At 58.6% G+C, this 16,943-nt stretch carries 10 protein-coding genes; 7 read left to right on the forward strand and 3 right to left on the reverse strand.

Annotated elements, in window-relative coordinates; genetic code table 11:
- A partial coding sequence (locus SPHS8_RS19465) for an MFS transporter (protein ID WP_201516804.1) occupies nt 1-780 on the forward strand: 780 nt, incomplete at its 5' end.
- Nucleotides 677-1,429 (forward strand): SDR family NAD(P)-dependent oxidoreductase, encoded by a 753-nt coding sequence (locus tag SPHS8_RS19470; protein WP_236575277.1) that lies wholly within the window; start codon nt 677-679, stop codon nt 1,427-1,429. The genes SPHS8_RS19465 and SPHS8_RS19470, both read left to right, overlap by 104 nt.
- Nucleotides 1,430-1,499: 70 nt before the next feature.
- Here the strand turns inward: SPHS8_RS19470 and SPHS8_RS19475 are convergent, their stop codons facing one another.
- Nucleotides 1,500-1,808 carry a GNAT family N-acetyltransferase gene (locus tag SPHS8_RS19475; protein WP_201516806.1) on the reverse strand — a complete coding sequence of 103 codons (309 nt, stop codon included), beginning with the start codon at nt 1,806-1,808 and terminating at the stop codon, nt 1,500-1,502.
- A gap of 334 nt (nt 1,809-2,142) precedes the next feature.
- On the opposite strand from SPHS8_RS19475, the gene SPHS8_RS19480 reads away from it, so the two are divergent.
- The 3 genes from SPHS8_RS19480 to SPHS8_RS19490 all read left to right on the forward strand — a co-directional run bounded on the left by SPHS8_RS19480 (nt 2,143) and on the right by SPHS8_RS19490 (nt 6,686).
- On the forward strand, nt 2,143-2,274 hold the full coding sequence (locus SPHS8_RS19480) for a fibronectin type III-like domain-contianing protein (RefSeq protein ID WP_201516807.1): 132 nt from the start codon (nt 2,143-2,145) through the stop codon (nt 2,272-2,274).
- A gap of 167 nt (nt 2,275-2,441) precedes the next feature.
- A complete protein-coding gene (locus SPHS8_RS19485) occupies nt 2,442-3,959 on the forward strand; it encodes a GH39 family glycosyl hydrolase (RefSeq protein WP_201516808.1) in 1,518 nt (505 codons plus the stop codon).
- 468 nt (nt 3,960-4,427) lie between these two features.
- Complete coding sequence (locus SPHS8_RS19490) at nt 4,428-6,686, forward strand: glycoside hydrolase family 3 N-terminal domain-containing protein (RefSeq protein ID WP_201516809.1); 2,259 nt, start codon at nt 4,428-4,430, stop codon at nt 6,684-6,686.
- 341 nt (nt 6,687-7,027) lie between these two features.
- On the opposite strand, the gene SPHS8_RS19495 is transcribed toward SPHS8_RS19490, so the two are convergent.
- Nucleotides 7,028-9,346, reverse strand: a complete 2,319-nt coding sequence (locus SPHS8_RS19495) for a TonB-dependent receptor (RefSeq protein WP_201516810.1) — start codon at nt 9,344-9,346, stop codon at nt 7,028-7,030.
- A 214-nt stretch (nt 9,347-9,560) separates the two neighbouring features.
- On the opposite strand from SPHS8_RS19495, the gene SPHS8_RS19500 reads away from it, so the two are divergent.
- Nucleotides 9,561-11,462, forward strand: coding sequence for a CocE/NonD family hydrolase (locus tag SPHS8_RS19500; protein WP_201516811.1), 1,902 nt, complete (start codon nt 9,561-9,563; stop codon nt 11,460-11,462).
- A 75-nt stretch (nt 11,463-11,537) separates the two neighbouring features.
- On the opposite strand, the gene SPHS8_RS19505 is transcribed toward SPHS8_RS19500, so the two are convergent.
- Complete coding sequence (locus SPHS8_RS19505) at nt 11,538-14,774, reverse strand: ATP-binding protein (protein WP_201516812.1); 3,237 nt, start codon at nt 14,772-14,774, stop codon at nt 11,538-11,540.
- Between the two features lie 384 nt (nt 14,775-15,158).
- On the opposite strand from SPHS8_RS19505, the gene SPHS8_RS19510 reads away from it, so the two are divergent.
- A complete protein-coding gene (locus SPHS8_RS19510) occupies nt 15,159-16,784 on the forward strand; it encodes an AMP-binding protein (RefSeq protein ID WP_201516813.1) in 1,626 nt (541 codons plus the stop codon).
- Nucleotides 16,785-16,943 lie beyond the last annotated feature (159 nt).

The raw sequence follows: 16,943 nt of genomic DNA on the forward strand, positions 1-16,943 counted from the left end.
CAGAAATCCGCGCTGTTTGCGAGCAGAGGCCAGTATCTTTGCAATCGCCTACAAGTATGGGGCACATATTCAGTCGCCATCTATTGGGTGCCCACGCTTCTGATCGAGGAAGGTCATTGGTCCGAAGCCACCGCCGGGTTCGCCGGTGCGCTTTATCCATTTGCCGGCGTCGTGTCGGCCGTTACCTTTGGTCTGCTGTCGGATCGTCTGGGCCATCGGAAACCGCTTATGCTGATTTCCGGTATAGGGATGGTGCTCTCCTTCATGGGCGCCGCTATGGCGGTTGCCCAGCATCGATATGATGTGCTGGCGATGACGTTACCGCTGGGCGGATTGTTCGCTTATGGCGGCTTGCCGCTCGCTTATTGCCTTGCGACTGATGCCGTTGGGCTCGAACTGGCCGGAATGGCAACGGGCTGTATCATGGGCACCGGACTGATATGCGGGGGTGTTATCTATCCGCTCGTCCTGGGATATGTTCGCGATAGCACGGGGCTCTACACGCTCGGCTTTGTATCGGCCGGCGGATCTCTCCTGATGTTCAATTTTATCGCCGTTCTGTTCGGGCGCGATGTCGTCAGCTCCAGTCACGGCGCGGAGCATGGTGCGCCCGCACGATCAGCGACGTGGAGCGCGAGATTCCTCGATCTCGAACTGAGAAAAGGAAGGGTTCTCAATGGAAATTTCAGTAGTTACCGGTGCCGGCTCCGGCATTGGCGCTGGCGTGGCCAGGAAGCTCGCCGCACGCGGGGGCTTCATCGCCTTGGCCGACCGAAATGACGATGGTGTCAAGAAGACGCTTGAGCAGATCGAACGCACCGGAGGAAAGGGCATAGCCGCAACTGTTGATGTGACCGACGAAAATCAACTTGCCAATTTCATACAAAGCGTCGCGAAGGACTTCGGACGGCCTTCGACCGCAGTGGCCTGTGCGGGCATCGCTGCGACGGGCACGGTAGTAGATACTACAGCCGAGCTTTTCCGGAAGATGATCGATGTAAATCTTACAGGCGTGTTCCTGTTCGCGAAAGCGATCATCCCATTCCTGGAGAATGGGGGTGGAACTTTCACCGCCATCGCGTCGGACGCGGGCCTGAATGGCTTTCAGGGTTACGCCGCGTATTGCGCGTCGAAACACGCCGTTTCGGGACTCATAAAGAGCATGGCGCTGGATCATGGCGCCAAAGGCGTTCGCTGTAATGCCATTTGTCCGGGCTATGTTGAAACGCCCATGCTCGATCAATTGTTGGCGGAACAGGGTTGGGCGTTCGATGAAGCGGCAAAGGCGGTGCCGTTGGGCCGTTTCGCTAAGGTGAATGACGTGGCCAATCTGGTCGATTTTGTATCCTCAGTGTCTGGCGGATACATCAATGGGGCTCTCATCCCGGTCGATGGCGGAGGCTCTGCCGGACCCTTTACGCCAGTGTGATCTGAGGCGGCCGACAGCTGGGCTTCGGACGGCTGCCTTTGCTGATGCTGCGCGAACGCGCGCAATAGCGTCAGAAGCCGCACCCATCACTGGGAGCACCCTTTCGATCAATAGCGGCTAGCATATGTACTGATTGACGTTCAATGTAGCTGGCTACAAACTGACAGATGGGGACGACTTTCATGCCCTGCTCGCGCGCGTCGGCAAGTGCAGCTTTGACGAGACGACTGCCCACACGCCGCCCTTCGAGCGTCTGGGGCACTTCAGTATGGGTAAAGACCAAAGCGCCATCGCGCCGTTCATACACTGTGATCGCGAGTTGTCCGTCAATGGCAAGCTCATAACGGCCTTCCGCCGTATTGTTTCGAACATCGCTCATATGGCCATAAACTTGTCTCCGGTTTTCGCCCGCTACTCACTCACCCATGAGGTGCAGCATAAGCCGCCACGCGTGAGCCGCTCGTCGATGCTCGAACAGATGGATGCCCTGCCATGTTCCACGGTTTGGGGCTCTATCGATCACCGGACGCGAGGTGACCTGCCGATGTTCTACAACCAGTATCTTCGGCAAAGATCGGCAAACGCTATGTAGAGGGAAAGTCGACGCCGCTATTACCCTTCGGACACAGGCTCAGCTACACCACATTCGAGGTATCCGCGCGCGCATGGTCAAGTCAACATGGCCGGGGGTGAAACCGCGATCGTGGAAGTCGATGTCCACCAATAGCTGGCTCAGGACTGGCGACGAGGTAGTCCAGCTCTATGTTCGCGATGAAGTCAGCTCGGTTCCACGCCCGGTTCTGAAGCTGTGCGGTTTTGAGCGGGTGACGTTGAAGCCGGGTTAGAAACGCACGGTGAACGTCAGTCTTGATCAAGAAAATCTCGCTTTATGGAACATAGATATGGATTATGTCGTCGAGCCGGGCCTACACGATCCATGCCGGACGGAACTCGGCCGATCTGAAGTCGGTACAACTCACGGTCGCTTGACCGGTCTTTAGGGAATGCGATCATGTGGAACCGTCGCGAAATCATAGGCGCTGGTGCGACAGTTTTGGCGGCCTCTGCTTTCGGCAGGCCTGCGTTTGGCCAGACCGCCGCTGAACATGTGGAGATCGATCTGCGCAGCGACGCCGGTGCGCTCGATCATATCTGGTCCCGATGCGCGGGATCGGATCGGGCGTCCGCCACGATGCGTGAGAGCTGGCGGCACGATCTGGAGCGGTTCCGTGCGGAAACGGGGCTGGAGCGCGTGCGTTTTCATGGCATCTTCAATGATGACCTGGGCGTCTGGCCCGGCGGCATGAACGGTAAGGACCCCAATTTCCAGAATGTCGATGACGTCTATGACGGCGTGTTGGCGCGCGGCGTGCAGCCCTTCGTGGAATTGAGCTTCATGCCCAGGAAGCTGGCCAGCGGGAACACGAAGCTCAACTTCACCTACAACGCCAATATCACGCCGCCCGCATCTCCTGATGCCTGGGGCGACTTTATCGGCGTTTTCACACGGCACCTACTGGACCGATACGGCCCCGCCGAAGTGCGCCAATGGTATTTCGAGGTTTGGAACGAGCCCAACCTCAACTGGTTCTTCAGCGGCACGCAAGCCGACTATTTCGCCATGTACAAGGCTGCGGCCCGCGCGATCAAGGCGGTAGACCCCAAGCTGCGCGTGGGTGGCCCCTCCACGGCGGCGGCGCAGTGGATGCCGGAGTTTCTGGGTTTCTGCGCGCAGGAAAATCTACCCGTCGATTTCGTATCGACACATATCTATGCAGGTGACGACCAGAAGGAATTGTTCGGTGAGGCCAATAAATATCCTCACAAGGATGTGATTCCCGCAGCCATGGCCAAGGTTCGGAGCCAGATCGACGCAACGCGTTACAAGGGCGCCGAACTGTGGCTATCCGAATGGTCATCAGATAGTCCGGCGATGATCGCCCACATCATCAGCAATTGCCTGCCCTACTGCCACGCCATGTCGCAATGGTGCATCAGCAATGTGTTCGAGGAAATCAACTTCCCCAACTTCATCTTGAAGGAAGGGGACGGCGGCTGGGGCATGTTGGCCCAGCGTGGCATCGCACGCCCCGCGTTCAACACCTATAAGCTGCTGCACCGGCTGGGTCAGCGCAGGTTGGCAGCGACTGGCCCGGCTCTTGCCAGCAGGACGAAGAACGGCGCGGCTGCTCTGGTATGGAACCTGGCGGAGGTGAAGCAACCCTCGGGCATTCCGGGCATGAGCAACGAGCGGATCGTCAAGGGAGAGCGCAAGAAAATCGCGGTGAAGCTGAAGGGCGCACCTCCGGGAAAGAGTGTGCGCGTGAGCTATGTCGATCAGGAACGGGGCTCGCCTCTCCCCAAATGGCGCGAACTGGGTTCTCCGCAATATCCCAAGAAGGACGAGATCGAGCAAATTCGGCAGGCGGCGGAACTCGCGTCTCCCGAACTCAGGCGTCTAGATGGGCAGAGTGTGCTGACGCTCGACCTGCCGCCGGAAGGGGTGGCGTTGATCGAACTAGCCGCTTAACTGCTTTTAGGCGGGTTCATGATACGGTTCTGTGTTGAATGCCATTGATGGTGGCGAACTTGTCGATGCACCAGCCTGATACGTACCAAGGCGGTCGTGACAATCAAGCGAACTGCGTTCGGTGCCGTGGGATCAAGAAATACGGTGAGAACATTTCGAGATTGCGTCGGCTGACGGCACACCAGCTCCCGGACGTGTCGCCGGAGCAGTTATCAAATGAGATACCTTCACGGCGAGCAGTGGTATCTGAAGCGTACGCTTCATTGCTTGAAGGCTATCACGCCTGTGACCCACCTTATCCAGCCCGAATTCGGTCAGCCTGACCAGTGAACTCTCTAGAGGGTCAAATTAATGCAACGACACTGTTTACTTCGTTCCTGATAATGAGCTATGCCTTGCCAGTATCTGAAGATCGTTGCCTTATCGCGGTCCATAGATCTGGTGTCGTTTTACTGGAGTTGCCGGACAATGTTGCATGAGGCCGATGTGACCCGCAGGTCTCTCCTGATCAGTTCCGCCTGCCTTTTCGCATGGCAGGCCTCGGGTATCCCGGCGGCGATGGCCGCTGTTCGCCGTCCGCTTTCCAGCCGGGTCAAGTCGCTGATCGCTCAGATGACAATCGAAGAAAAGGCGGGGCAGCTGACGCTTATGCCCACGCCTTGGACATCAGCAGCAGCAGCCAAGATCAATCCGGAAGCGGCCCTGCGCAACATCGAGAATTTGACGGGCGATGCCCAGGCCGGGCGACTCGGTGGCGTGTTCAACGGTTTCGGGGTCGAGGCGCATCGCAAGCTTCAGACGGCAGCGATGAAGGGCCGTCTTGGCATTCCCATGATCTTCGCGGGCGATGTGATCCACGGGTACCGCACGGTTTTCCCGGTGCCGCTCGGGGAAGCGGCAAGCTTTGACCCTGACCTCGCCGAGCGCACGGCCCGTGCGGCTGCCGAAGAAATGGCGGCAACCGGTTTCGACTGGGTCTTTGCGCCGATGGTGGACATAGGACGGGACGCACGTTGGGGCCGTACGGTCGAAGGGGCGGGCGAGGATGTGCTGCTGTCGAGCGACATGGCTCGTGCACGGACCCGCGGATTCCAGGGCCGCTCTCTTGCCGACGACGCTTCGGTTGCCGCCTGCATGAAGCATTTTGTGGCTTATGGGGCTGCGGAAAGCGGGCTGGACTATAACACGGCGGACATTTCGGAACGCACGCTGCGCGAAGTCTATCTGCCACCGTTCCAGGCCGCCGTGGATGCAGGCTGCGCCACGGTCATGGCCGCGTTCGAGGATATCGCTGGCCGTCCAATCCATGGCGGCCGTGAGTTCCTGACCGACATATTGCGCGGTGAGATGGGCTTCGATGGGCTGGTCGTCGGCGACTATAATGGCGATGTTGAAATCGCCGCGCGGGGCCTTGCAGCCGACGCAAGGGACGCCGCGCGGATCGCCATCATGGCAGGGCTCGACATGAGCATGGCCAGCGGCATCTACCGCGATCATCTGCCTTCGTTGGTGCAGGCTGGCGAAGTGCCGATGGAGCGGGTGGATGAGGCGGTCGGCCGCGTCCTCGCGCTCAAGGAAAGGCTCGGTCTGTTTGAGGATCCTTTCCGCCGCATGGACCTGAAGCGGCAAAAAGCGCGCATGCGCACCAAGCCGGCGCTCTCGCTCGCACGCGAGGCGGCCCAACGTTCTATCGTCATGCTGAAGAATGACGGCAACCTTTTGCCTTTGCCGCGCGAGGGCAAGCGGATCGCCATCATCGGCCCCTTTGCGGAGGGACCCAGCAATCTGCACGGGCCTTGGACGCTCTTTGCTGACAATAAGGAAGCGGTCGATCTTGCCAGTGCCGTGCGAGCGGCGGTCAGTGACGCTTCGCTGATCAGCGTGGTGAAAGGTAGCGAGATTACAGCGCCGATCGAGGGCGGCATCGATGCGGCCGTGGCAGCCGCGCGATCAGCGGATATCGTTATCCTTGCCGTGGGCGAACGCGAAGCGATGTCGGGCGAGGCGGCCTCGCGCGACTTGATCGTGGTTCCTGCCCCGCAGCAGGCCCTGGCAGAGGCGGTAGCCGCTGTCGGAAAGCCGATGATCGTCGCCTTGCGAAACGGCCGCGCACTCGCGCTGGAAGGCGCGATCCTTAATGCACCGGCGATCCTCGTCACCTGGTTCCTGGGTTCGGAAATGGGCAATGCCGTGGCCGATATCCTGTTCGGCGCCACAGGTCCGTCGGGGCGCCTTCCGGTCAGCTTCCCGATTTCAGCAGGCCAGGTGCCTTATTATTACGCGCATCGCCGGCCCGGGCGTCCGGCCAACGCGCGATATATCACATCTAGATATGACGCTCGTTTCCCTTTCGGACATGGCCTGACCTACGGGGAAATCAGCTATGCCGATCTTGCCATGTCCTCCAAGCAGATCCCGAAGGACGGCAGCTTGCGCGTGACCGTGACGGTCAAGAATGACGGGAAATACGCTGCCCGGGAATTGGTGCAGCTATACGTCCAGGACGTCGTTGCAAGTGTAACCCAGCCTATCCGGGAGTTGAAGGCATATAAGCACGTCGATCTGCCGCCGAACCGCTCGCAGCAGGTCACATTTGACCTGGCTGCGGCTGATCTCGCCTTCCTTGGTGTGGATCTGAAGCCTGTTGTCGAAATCGGCAAGTTCAAGCTATGGGTCGCGCCTTCCGCCGAAGCTGAGAGTCTTGCCGGAGAATTCGAAGTTTCGTGATCTCGCCAATGATTAAGCGCTCAAGGCATCGCAGCTCTATGCGCAGCAGGCCGCGGCTGGCGGATCACCTCCCAGCGAGCCAATGGGGTCGGGCGGCAGCAGCTCCGACGTGGTGCCGCATCATACGGTGAACCGGTGAAAGGCATGCGCAATGTGCTGAAGTCCCTCGATAATGCAGGTGCTGCTGTCAAACTCGCGCTGGTCGATGATGCCAACATGTCTGCTACCACCAATGACGCACGGGTTGGCTGAGCGACGCTATGCCAGATGGCGTCGCTCACGAGATGGGCTGACCTCCCTCCACCCGGGGCAAGGCGCATGAGCCTCAAGACCGCGCCGTCTCAGAACCGCGCGGACAGAGAAGCGCCCCATGTCCGGCCGGTGATCGGGTTCGCAAATTCCACCAATGAGCCGGGACTCTCGCCAGACGTGATGCCATCGTAAGTCGTGTTGTTCGTGATGTTCTTCAAGAAGCCGGAAATTTCCAACTTGGTGGAATCGCCAACCGGAAGTTCATAGCGAATAGCCGCATCCACCCGGGCAACTGGGGGAATTGATCCCCGCGGGTCATTCAGCGCGTCGGTTTCGTAGCGCGACGTGTAATATAGAGCAGCATTCAGGCCCAATTTTCCGCTTCCTGTATCGATGCTATAGTCCGAAACGAGACCGGCCGTCCATTTGGGCGTGCGGCGCAGACGCAGTACCGACAGGTCGGCCTCTCCCTGGCCCAGATTGCCGGTGAACTCCGAATATTTGGCGTGCAGATAACCACCCGTCGCCAGGATCGTCCAGTTGCGGGTGGGGACGAGGGTCAGTTCCGCTTCGACGCCCGTATATTCTGCCTTGGCGACGTTCAACGTGCTGGACAACAGGCGGGATCCGACAACCTGCAGGACATTCTCTTGCTTGTTGTCGAGGATATTGTGGAACGCGGCGACATTGAAGCGAATGTGATGATCCAGAAGTTCGCTTTTGAACCCGAATTCAAATGCATCCATCACTTCAGGGTCATAGGGCTGGACGGCGGTGATGATATTGCCAGTGCGGCCGCTGAAACCTCCGGTATTGTAGCCACGGCTGTACGTCGCATAAACCAATATATCGGGATTGAACTTATACTGGACGTTGACCTTGGGCGTGAACTTCTGGAAGCTTACAGCAGCGGATACATCGCCTACCAGCGGTCCCAGAACGTCCATGTCCCGCACCGTTCCCGGTACGGCCGAATAAAGGATATAGTGGGTCTTCTTGCGATCCCAGGTCTGGCGTCCTCCCACAGTCAAGCGCAGTTGGCCGGTCAGATCGTAATCCGCCTGGAAGAAAAGCGCCGTCGATCGATTATGTTGATTGGTGACATAGGCGTCGACTGAATTGAGATAGGCAAAGCCGGGCGGCAGCCAGTCAGGCAATCCGGTGGCAATCGGGGGCAGGGCGGCGAGATCCACCGACAGGTTGGTATCCTGCGTATATTCATAGTTCATGTAAAAGAAGCCGCCAACGAGATTGAAGGGGCCATCGAACGATGTTTCGAATCGCAGTTCCTCCGAAAATTGGTGCGCCTTCAACTTGCTCTTGTTGCGCGCCAGAGCAAAGCGCGTGGAGTCATAATCCCCGAGCGTAAATTCCTTGAATTCGCGAAGACCGGTAAGGCTGACCAGCCGCACATCATCCGTTGCTTGATAGGAAATTTCGCCGGTCAGAGCATTCAGCCGCAACGAGCCCGGAAATGGCCGCGATTCCACGACATTCCGATCCTTGGTCAGTGGCGTGCAGATTGAGGATGTATATTGATTGAGGCAAGGCGCGTTGGCGCCGCCAAAATAGCCCGGCACCTTGTAGGTGATCAAATTTGGTGTCAGCAATTGGGAATAGGGCGGCAAATCGCTGTCATTTTCAACCCGGTCCAGGGCGAGATACATGTTTAGCTTGTCATTCGGCGTAGCGACGAAAGCCAATCCGAACGTGCGGGCGTCCCGATCTCCGTTGCGTCCGCCAGTCACGATGTTCTTGAACTGGCCGTTATTCTTTCGGACCGTGATGGCCCCCTTGACCGCCAATATGTCTTTGACGATCGGCGCCATGATGACACCTTCATAGTCATTTTCGCCGAAGCTGCCGATGGTGAAGCGGACCTTGCCGGTGGTATCAGCCGAGGGATCGGGCCGCGAACGGATGACATTGATTGTGCCGCCCGTTGTGTTCTTACCATTCAGAACACCCTGGGGGCCGCGAAGCACTTCGATACGTTGGATATCATAGGCGTCCATGAGCGACCCGCGTTGGAATGCGATCGGTATGCCGTCCACCGTGAACCCGATGCTGGATTCAAGGCTAGGCAGTACGTCCTGGATGGACATGCCGCGCAAGCTGAGCTGGGGAACATCGACTGATGCGCCGGAACGGTTGATGGTGAACCCAGGCACAAGTCCACGAAGGCCGGTCAGGTTGTCCAGACGGGCATGTTCCAGCGTTTCGCTGTTAAAGGCGGAGACGGCGACAGGGACGGACTGGAGAGGTTCGGCGCGCTTTTGGGCGGTGACGATGATATCTTCCAGCGTACCGGAATTGGAAGCTTGGCTTCCCGGTTGCGGGGCTTGGGCGTGGGCGACGGTCGTTAACAGCGACGCGGTAGCCAACAGCGACCACTTTCCGATAGACATGTTCAAACTCCCCTCCAATGCGTCTTTAGGTATATCTTGCCCTCGTTTTCCGGGCCTTTCTGTAAGGCTCTCCCAAAGCCCCAATTAATGATAGGTAGCATACCGTTAGAAAGCGAACTTGCATGTTTTAATTGCGTCCGGCACGGCTATATCGAGACTATTCGGGCCGATCTGTTGGGACACAGCTGCGCCCTTCAGATAATGGAGTGACATTGTGCAATCGGATCTGACGACCGCGCAAACAGCCGTTTTTCGGGACCTGAAAGTGCCCATGCGCGACGGCGTCGATCTGGCAGCAGACCTTTACCTGCCGATAGAGGCGGGGCAAGTGAAGCCGGATGCCCGCTATCCGGTGATCATTGTTCGCACCCCTTACAATAAGCTGTTCGTGCAGGGTTCGTTCGGCACGCCCGCCTATCTGACGCGGCGGGGATATGCGGTCGTGGTGCAGGATGTGCGCGGCACGAACGGATCGGGCGGGGTGTTTGACCCGATGATGAACGAGGGATGGGGAGAACGGCAGGACGGCATCGACACCGTCGGCTGGATCAAGCAGCAGGGCTGGTGCAATGGAAGGGTGGGCACCACCGGCCAATCCTACATGGGCGGGACGCAGTTGCTGCACCTCCAGACCGATGGCAATGAGGTGGATGCTGCCTTCGTTCAGGTTCCCGCAGTCAGTCAGTTCAACAATGGATGGGTCTACAAGGGCGGTAGCATGGACGGCACGGCTCTGTGCTGGACCATGGGAATGGCGTTCACCGCCGCGCCGCGGTTAGGAGAGGATGTGGTAGCGGCGATTAGTGCGGATGCCCAAGTGGCGGGCCTGCCCATGGGTGTTGCTGCGCCGCAGATGTTGATGTCGTCTGCCAACCTTGCGTTCGAGATCGCGCGGGGACATGCCTTGAGGGATATGCCCATCAACCGGCACCTTCCATTCTGGAACGCCTGGCTCGATAATAGGGATAATCCAGATTACTTCGCCGATAATGAGGCGGCATCACGATATAATCGGGTGAAGACGCCCGTCCTGCATTTCACCGGTTGGTACGACCTGTTCAATCGCAACTCGCTGGAGGCATTCCTAAATATATCTCGACATGGCGCTACGGAGGCAGCGCGTCAGGGGCAGCGGCTAATCATCGGGCCGTGGGGCCATGTTGCTGATGGTATGTTATGTCATTTTCCTAATTCCCTTGTCGACGACGTCGCTATGATGGCGGCGTGGATGGATCGCCATCTCCTTGGGGTGCCGGGGGAAGAGGAGGACCATCGGGTCATTCTCTATGTGATGGGTGAAAATCGTTGGCGGGCCGAGCAGGATTGGCCTCTCCCTGATGTCGAGCCGACGTTATTCTACTTGCATAGCGAGGGTCACGCAAACGGTGCCGCCGGGGATGGGATGCTGTCCCTGGCTGCCCCGGACACGGACGAACCCGCCGACAATTATGTGAGCGACCCTCGCAATCCCATCCCTTCGCTAGGAGGACATTCGTTGCATGGCGGGCCTGCGGACCAACGGCCTAATGACCATCGGCCGGACATGCTCGTCTACACGACGGCTCCGCTGGAAGAGGATATGGAAGTGACAGGTGTGGTGCGGGTCACGCTGCACGCACAATCATCCGCAACGGATTGTGATTGGATCGTGAAACTGATCGACGTGTTCCCGGACGGTCGTTCCTACAATCTGGCTAGCGGCATGGTGCGGGCGCGCTATCGGAATTCTCGCACAGCCCCAGAAGCGCTGACGCCCGATGCGATCGAGCGCTATGAGATCGAACTCGCGCCGACCAGCAACCTGTTCAAGAAGGAGCACCGTGTCGGCATCGTTGTTTCGAGCAGCGATTATCCCAACGGCGAGGTCAATCCGCAGGACTTCATCGACCTTTCCACTGCTACGCCCAAAGATTATCGGGTAGCGCACCAGACGATCCATCACAATGCGGCACGGCCATCGGCGATCGAGTTGCCCATCGTGCCAGCCCACCGGCCAAGGCAATGGATTGATACGCCTTTTCCTTCGGGCGCCAGTGGACGATTTTACACCCGGCCCATCCCCGTCGAGGAGTTGCCGCCGATAGAGATGTCGTTGTCTCAGCTGCCTTATGGCTGATCAAGGATCAGTCCGCGGCTGAACGGCGCTTCACAAACATCCGACCTCACCTCGTCCTGGCAGGCTGTAGGCAGGTCATGCAACGAGGCTGATGTCCGAGTTCGGCAGAGCGCGCAGGTCGGCGAACGCGCGCTGTTCAAGCATTACCGCCTTTTGCTCGCGCGCTATGGCGAGCGCCTGTTCCAGGCAATGCTGGGCCTTGCTTATGTTCTGCCCCCAACGTGCGTGCAGCTGTCCGGTCAAGCGCCAATATTCCGCTTCCCATATACGCTCGTCATGTTCCGCCATGAACGTCGCGGCCAAGCCTGTATGGTGCAGCCCTTTTTCATAATAGCCCATTTCATCGCAAATATCCGCTGCGAGCAAGTGCAGGCAGGAGGTAAGATAGCGTTCGGAAAAGGCCCTGGTATGGGCCAGCAATTCATCCAGGTGAGCTGGGTCGCGCGTCAAATGAAAGGATGCCCAGGACAGACATGCCCGGCCGAAAGGTTGCCAGAAGCGGCAGAGCTGCTGCGAGCAAAGCTCCTGAAGCCGGTCATTATAGCTTTTGATACGGCCATAGTCCCTTTCGCAGACCGCGTGGAAGAGCAGCCACACAAGCACCAGCGACAAGGTCGGTGGATGGCCAAGGGCTTCTGCCATGGCCAATGCATGTTCGGCCTCCCGTCTGCCCTGCTCGGAATTACCGCTGTGCCAATGTACCCAGGAAAGATAGGCAGCGGACGCCACGCCGGGATCATAGCCGAAGCTGCGGCCATGCCGCGCGGGATCATAGATCGCGATCACGCGCTCGAAGTGCGTTCTGGCTTCGGCGAAGTCTCCTCGGAAAGCTGCGCCGGCACCCAGCAAGCGGCCCCCTTCGGCCTCAAGGCGGGCATTAGGTTCCAGTGAATGAATGAACTGGTTGAATTCAAGCGCCAACAGGTCGGCATGCCTCCATTTCCCCTGGCCAGCCGCGACGGTCCAGATGCCATGCAGGCTCGCCGCCAGCGCTTCAGGCTGTCCCACTTCCTCCGCCAGCATACGCGCGCGCTCATAAACCTCCTTCAGGCCTGGGGCGTAATAGCCTTCTGCTTCCCGAATAGTCGTGCCTAGCTCCAACAGGGCGTCCAGTTCTCGCTCGCTTCGCCTCCGGCTGGGCGCAATCAATCCCAGCGCATCGATCGCAGCGCGATAGTTGGCGCCAGCTTCAGCCAGCGCATATCTTTGTGCCGCTCTACGACCGCCGTCCAGCCAGAAGGACACCGCTTCCTCCAGGCGTCCCGCCTGGCGCATATGTCCGGCGATCACTTCGGGATGATCTGCTGCGATTTCCGGGAAACAGTCGATCAGTATATCGGCAGCGCGTGAATGAAGGTCGTTGCGATCCGCATCCATCATCGATGTGTAGGCCGCGTCCCGCAGCAGCGCATGGCGGAAGGCGTATCGACCTTTGCCATTGGGGCGGCTACGCGTCAGGATGCCGGCGGCCAGCAGCTGCTCCACGGCGTCGGCGGCCCGAGACTCTTCGTCGCTGAACAGAGCTTTCAACATTTCGGCTGGAAAGTCTCGGCCTATGATGGAAACCACCTGCGCGACGCGGCGTGCAAAGCCCATGCAGCCAAGTTGAGATGCCAGCAAATCATTGAGGCCGTCAGGTACCGTCGAGAGATCGCCGCCTGCGAGCATCAGCTTTGTTAGTTCTTCCAGGTAGAGCGGCACTCCATCGGCCTTGCCGATGATCGCGTCTCGAGCCAGGGCTGGCAAGGCTGCATCTCCCGCTATGCCATCGATCATCCGGCTGCAATCCTGGTGCGATAATCGGTTGAGACGCAGGACGGTAGCCGCCTGTCCGGGGCCAAGCAGCGCCGAGCAGCCGGACCTGCCCGTCATGATTAGATAAAGCCGTAGATCCTGGCATGCCGACGCAGCATATCCAATCAGTTCGAGCGTCGTGGGATCTGCCCAGTGCAAATCTTCGACGAGAAGGACAACTGGATTTCGCTGACATAAGGCGGAAAGGATAGCGATCAGAAGCTGAAGCATCTTCTCCTTCTTTTCGCTGGCTGATGAGAAGGCGGGAGCTGCATCTTCTTCCAAATCCGCCTGAGCGAGGAGCATTTGAAGAACCGCTCTGTTTACAGGCTCGTCCAAACCGACTTTGTCGAGGAATCTGTTCAATGTGGCGTTGGATGGATCCGCTCCTCCGAGCCACTGCCGGAGAAACTGGATAACGGGATAGAGAGCGCTGTTATTATGATGCGCCGAGCATTGCAGCCGAATCTGATAGCCCTTGGGTCGCAATCCTGTAATCAACGCTTCGGACAGGCAGGATTTGCCGATCCCCGCTTCGCCTTCGACAAGGACGGATTGCCCTTCGCCCGTGGATGCGAGAAGCCAGCGGTTGCATAAGAGGTCTAACTCAGCACCTCTTCCGATGATGTCAGCCGATGCGGCGTCCTTCTTCGCTAGAAAACTTGTCGTCGATCTAGGGCTCAGCAGGCACCAAAGCGGGATCTGTTGGCCGTTTTCCGCTAAGATCGCTCCAGCGGGAATGGCTTCAAATATGGTGCGGGCATGTCGACGAGTTTCTTCGGAAACCACGATGGTGTTGGATTGTGCATGTCCTATCATCTGCAGGGAGATGGCCGGCACCTCGCCTAATATCAGCGGCTGGTCCAGGCAGGGTCTTGAAAGAACCTGCCCTGTATCGATACCGATGCGGATGTCACAATTGTCGCCATACTCATTCCGCGCATACGCCATGATCTGCGTTGCTGCCGTCATCGCCCGCCCGGAAGTGTCTTCCAATGAGGCGGGCCAGCCGAAATAGACGGTCAGTCGAACCGTCGCGCTGCTTTCGACGACTCCGCCCAACTGCGCGACAGTTGAGGAAAAATAAGCGCGAAAGCGGCTGAACTCTTCAAGGAATTCAGCGGTTAGCTGCGAAATACCCTTCAACCGGAAAGAGCAGGACAGAGCTGTCACTCTGCTGAATTCCATATGTGAGAGCGCATTGGCAGTCACAGCGTTTACAACCGAGTCATCCTCCCTATCGGCAAGTGCCGCTCCTTGTTCGGCTTTGCGCTCGAAACTGGGGACATATCCTCCCTTGGGAATGACAATCGAAATCGTGTCGGCCTGTCCATGATTTATCTGGTAGCTCGCCAACAGGCGGCGGAGGCGTCCTGCTTCGACCCTGACCGTGGCACTGGTAGCGGGATCGAAATCTTGTGGTTTGTCGAAGACGGCAAGCCCGATATTATATTCTTTCAACAGCGATCCGCGCCCGGCAAACATTTCCTCGCACAGATAGCGCAGAAATCGCCGCATGCGGGGGCAGCGCTCAAATACAGGGCTCATCAACACGTGATTGAGATGCGCCCGCATCTCCTGTTCGCCAGGAGCGGGAACGCTGGACGCGTCAATGGATGATCGGCTCATTGTCACCGTTACCTCTCCGCCATTTGCCCGGTGTCTATGCTTGCCCGGATTGAGGAGCATTGCCTGACTTTCGTCGTAAAGCAACGGAAAGGTGAGGCGGCTTGCAGGCACGGGCCTAACGGTAGCATACTTGCACAGCCGGTGGCCTCCGCGACAATCAGGTCGATTGCTGCGAAATGCAGCGACGTCTGAGAGGAATAGGCCAGTGATGTTGAGGGGATTGGGACAGTGAGTGCTCTGAGCTACGTCCAGGGCAGAACAGATCCTCCCTTGATGGACCTGACGATCGGCCAGGCCCTTGCGCACGCTGCCGACCGCTGGGGTGACTGCGAAGCTTTGGTTTCCGTGGAGCAGGATATTCGCTGGACCTACCGGGATTTGCTCTCTCTTGCCGACGATCTGGCGGCGGGGTTCCTGGAACTTGGCTTACAGCCTGGCGACCGTATTGGCATCTGGTCCCCCAACTGCGCGGAATGGACGCTGACGCAGTTCGCGGCAGCGCGCGCCGGCCTGATCCTGGTCACCATCAATCCTGCCTATCGATTGTCTGAAGTCGAATATACGATAAATAACGTCAGCCTGCGGGCGCTGGTCGCGGCCGAGCGGTTCAAAAGCAGTGCCTATACCGAAATGATCGAGGCGCTGGCTCCAGAACTGGCAGGCTCCTTGCCCGGGCAGTTGGAGGCAGGGCGCCTGCCGACCCTCAAGGCGGCCATCCTCATCACTAAAGAGCCGCGTCCGGGCTGGTTGCGATTTGACGACCTGCTATCGCTGGCACCGTCCCTTGATCGGCTCCGTGCGATCGAGCCGGAAATCCGGCCCGATGACGCCGTCAACATCCAGTTCACCAGCGGCACGACAGGATTGCCGAAGGGCGCGACGCTAAGCCATCGGTCGATCCTCAACAACGGCTATTTTGTGGGCAACGCCATGGGCCTGATGTCCGGCGATCGAATCTGCATACCGGTGCCGCTTTACCATTGTTTCGGAATGGTCATGGGCAATCTGGCCGCCATCACGCATGGATCGGTCATGATCTATCCATCGAGCGCGTTCGATCCCGCCGCAGTGCTGCGCACGGTGACGGAAGAGCGCTGTACCGCCCTATATGGCGTTCCGACGATGTTCATCGCGGTCCTGGCGCGGCTGGAAACGGATGGTGCCGACACGTCCTACTTGCGCACGGGGTGCATGGCAGGAGCGCTTTGCCCGGAACCCTTGATGCGGGACGTTGTCGATCGTCTCAACATGCATGATGTCACGATCGCCTATGGGATGACGGAGACCAGCCCGGTTAGTTTCCAAACCGTACCTGGAGATTCCATCGGGCGGCGGACTACGACCATCGGTCAGGTCCAACCGCATCTCGAATGCAAGATCATCGATGCCGACGGCGCGATCGTACCGCGCGGGACGCCAGGCGAATTATGTACACGGGGCTATTCCGTGATGCTGGGGTATTGGAATGATCCCGTGCAGACTGCGGTAGCCATCGATGCGGACGGATGGATGCACAGCGGTGATCTCGCCGTCCTGGACGACGCGGGCTATGGCAGCATAGTCGGCCGGATAAAGGACATGATCATTCGCGGTGGGGAGAATATATACCCCCGCGAGATCGAGGATTTTCTGCGGCAACACCCCGCTGTCGAAGACGTATCCGTTGTCGGCGTTCCAGACATGCGCATGGGGGAGGAGGTCTGCGCATGGATAAAATTGCGCGCGGGCAGAAGCCTGATCGAAGATGAGGTAAGGGCATTCTGCGCCGACCGGATATCCCACTATAAGATACCGAGGTTCATACGGATCGTTGATGCTTTTCCCACTACGGTGACGGGCAAGGTGCAGAAATATCTGATCCGGCAGGCGATGGTCGAGGAATTTGAGGGGCTAAGCTAAGGCCGGAAGAGCGGCTGATCCTGCCGCTTGAATCGACTGAGGCTTTGCCTTTGAGCCCTTGTGTCAGAAACGAGGGCTCAAAGACGCCGGAGAGATGGAGAGCCTCACAGCTTGCCAGTCAACTCCGGCACGACCTTGAACAGGTCACCGACCAGTCCG

The organism is Sphingobium sp. S6, assembly GCF_905120495.1.
Lineage (GTDB): Bacteria > Pseudomonadota > Alphaproteobacteria > Sphingomonadales > Sphingomonadaceae > Sphingobium > Sphingobium agri.

Coding starts and splice junctions, on each gene's coding strand:
- SPHS8_RS19470 (WP_236575277.1), top strand. CDS start 677: ATGGAAATTTCAGTAGTTACCGGTGCCGGCTCCGGCATTGGCGCTGGC.
- SPHS8_RS19475 (WP_201516806.1), bottom strand. CDS start 1,808: ATGAGCGATGTTCGAAACAATACGGCGGAAGGCCGTTATGAGCTTGCC.
- SPHS8_RS19480 (WP_201516807.1), top strand. CDS start 2,143: ATGTCCACCAATAGCTGGCTCAGGACTGGCGACGAGGTAGTCCAGCTC.
- SPHS8_RS19485 (WP_201516808.1), top strand. CDS start 2,442: ATGTGGAACCGTCGCGAAATCATAGGCGCTGGTGCGACAGTTTTGGCG.
- SPHS8_RS19490 (WP_201516809.1), top strand. CDS start 4,428: ATGTTGCATGAGGCCGATGTGACCCGCAGGTCTCTCCTGATCAGTTCC.
- SPHS8_RS19495 (WP_201516810.1), bottom strand. CDS start 9,346: ATGTCTATCGGAAAGTGGTCGCTGTTGGCTACCGCGTCGCTGTTAACG.
- SPHS8_RS19505 (WP_201516812.1), bottom strand. CDS start 14,774: ATGCGGCGATTTCTGCGCTATCTGTGCGAGGAAATGTTTGCCGGGCGC.
- SPHS8_RS19510 (WP_201516813.1), top strand. CDS start 15,159: ATGGACCTGACGATCGGCCAGGCCCTTGCGCACGCTGCCGACCGCTGG.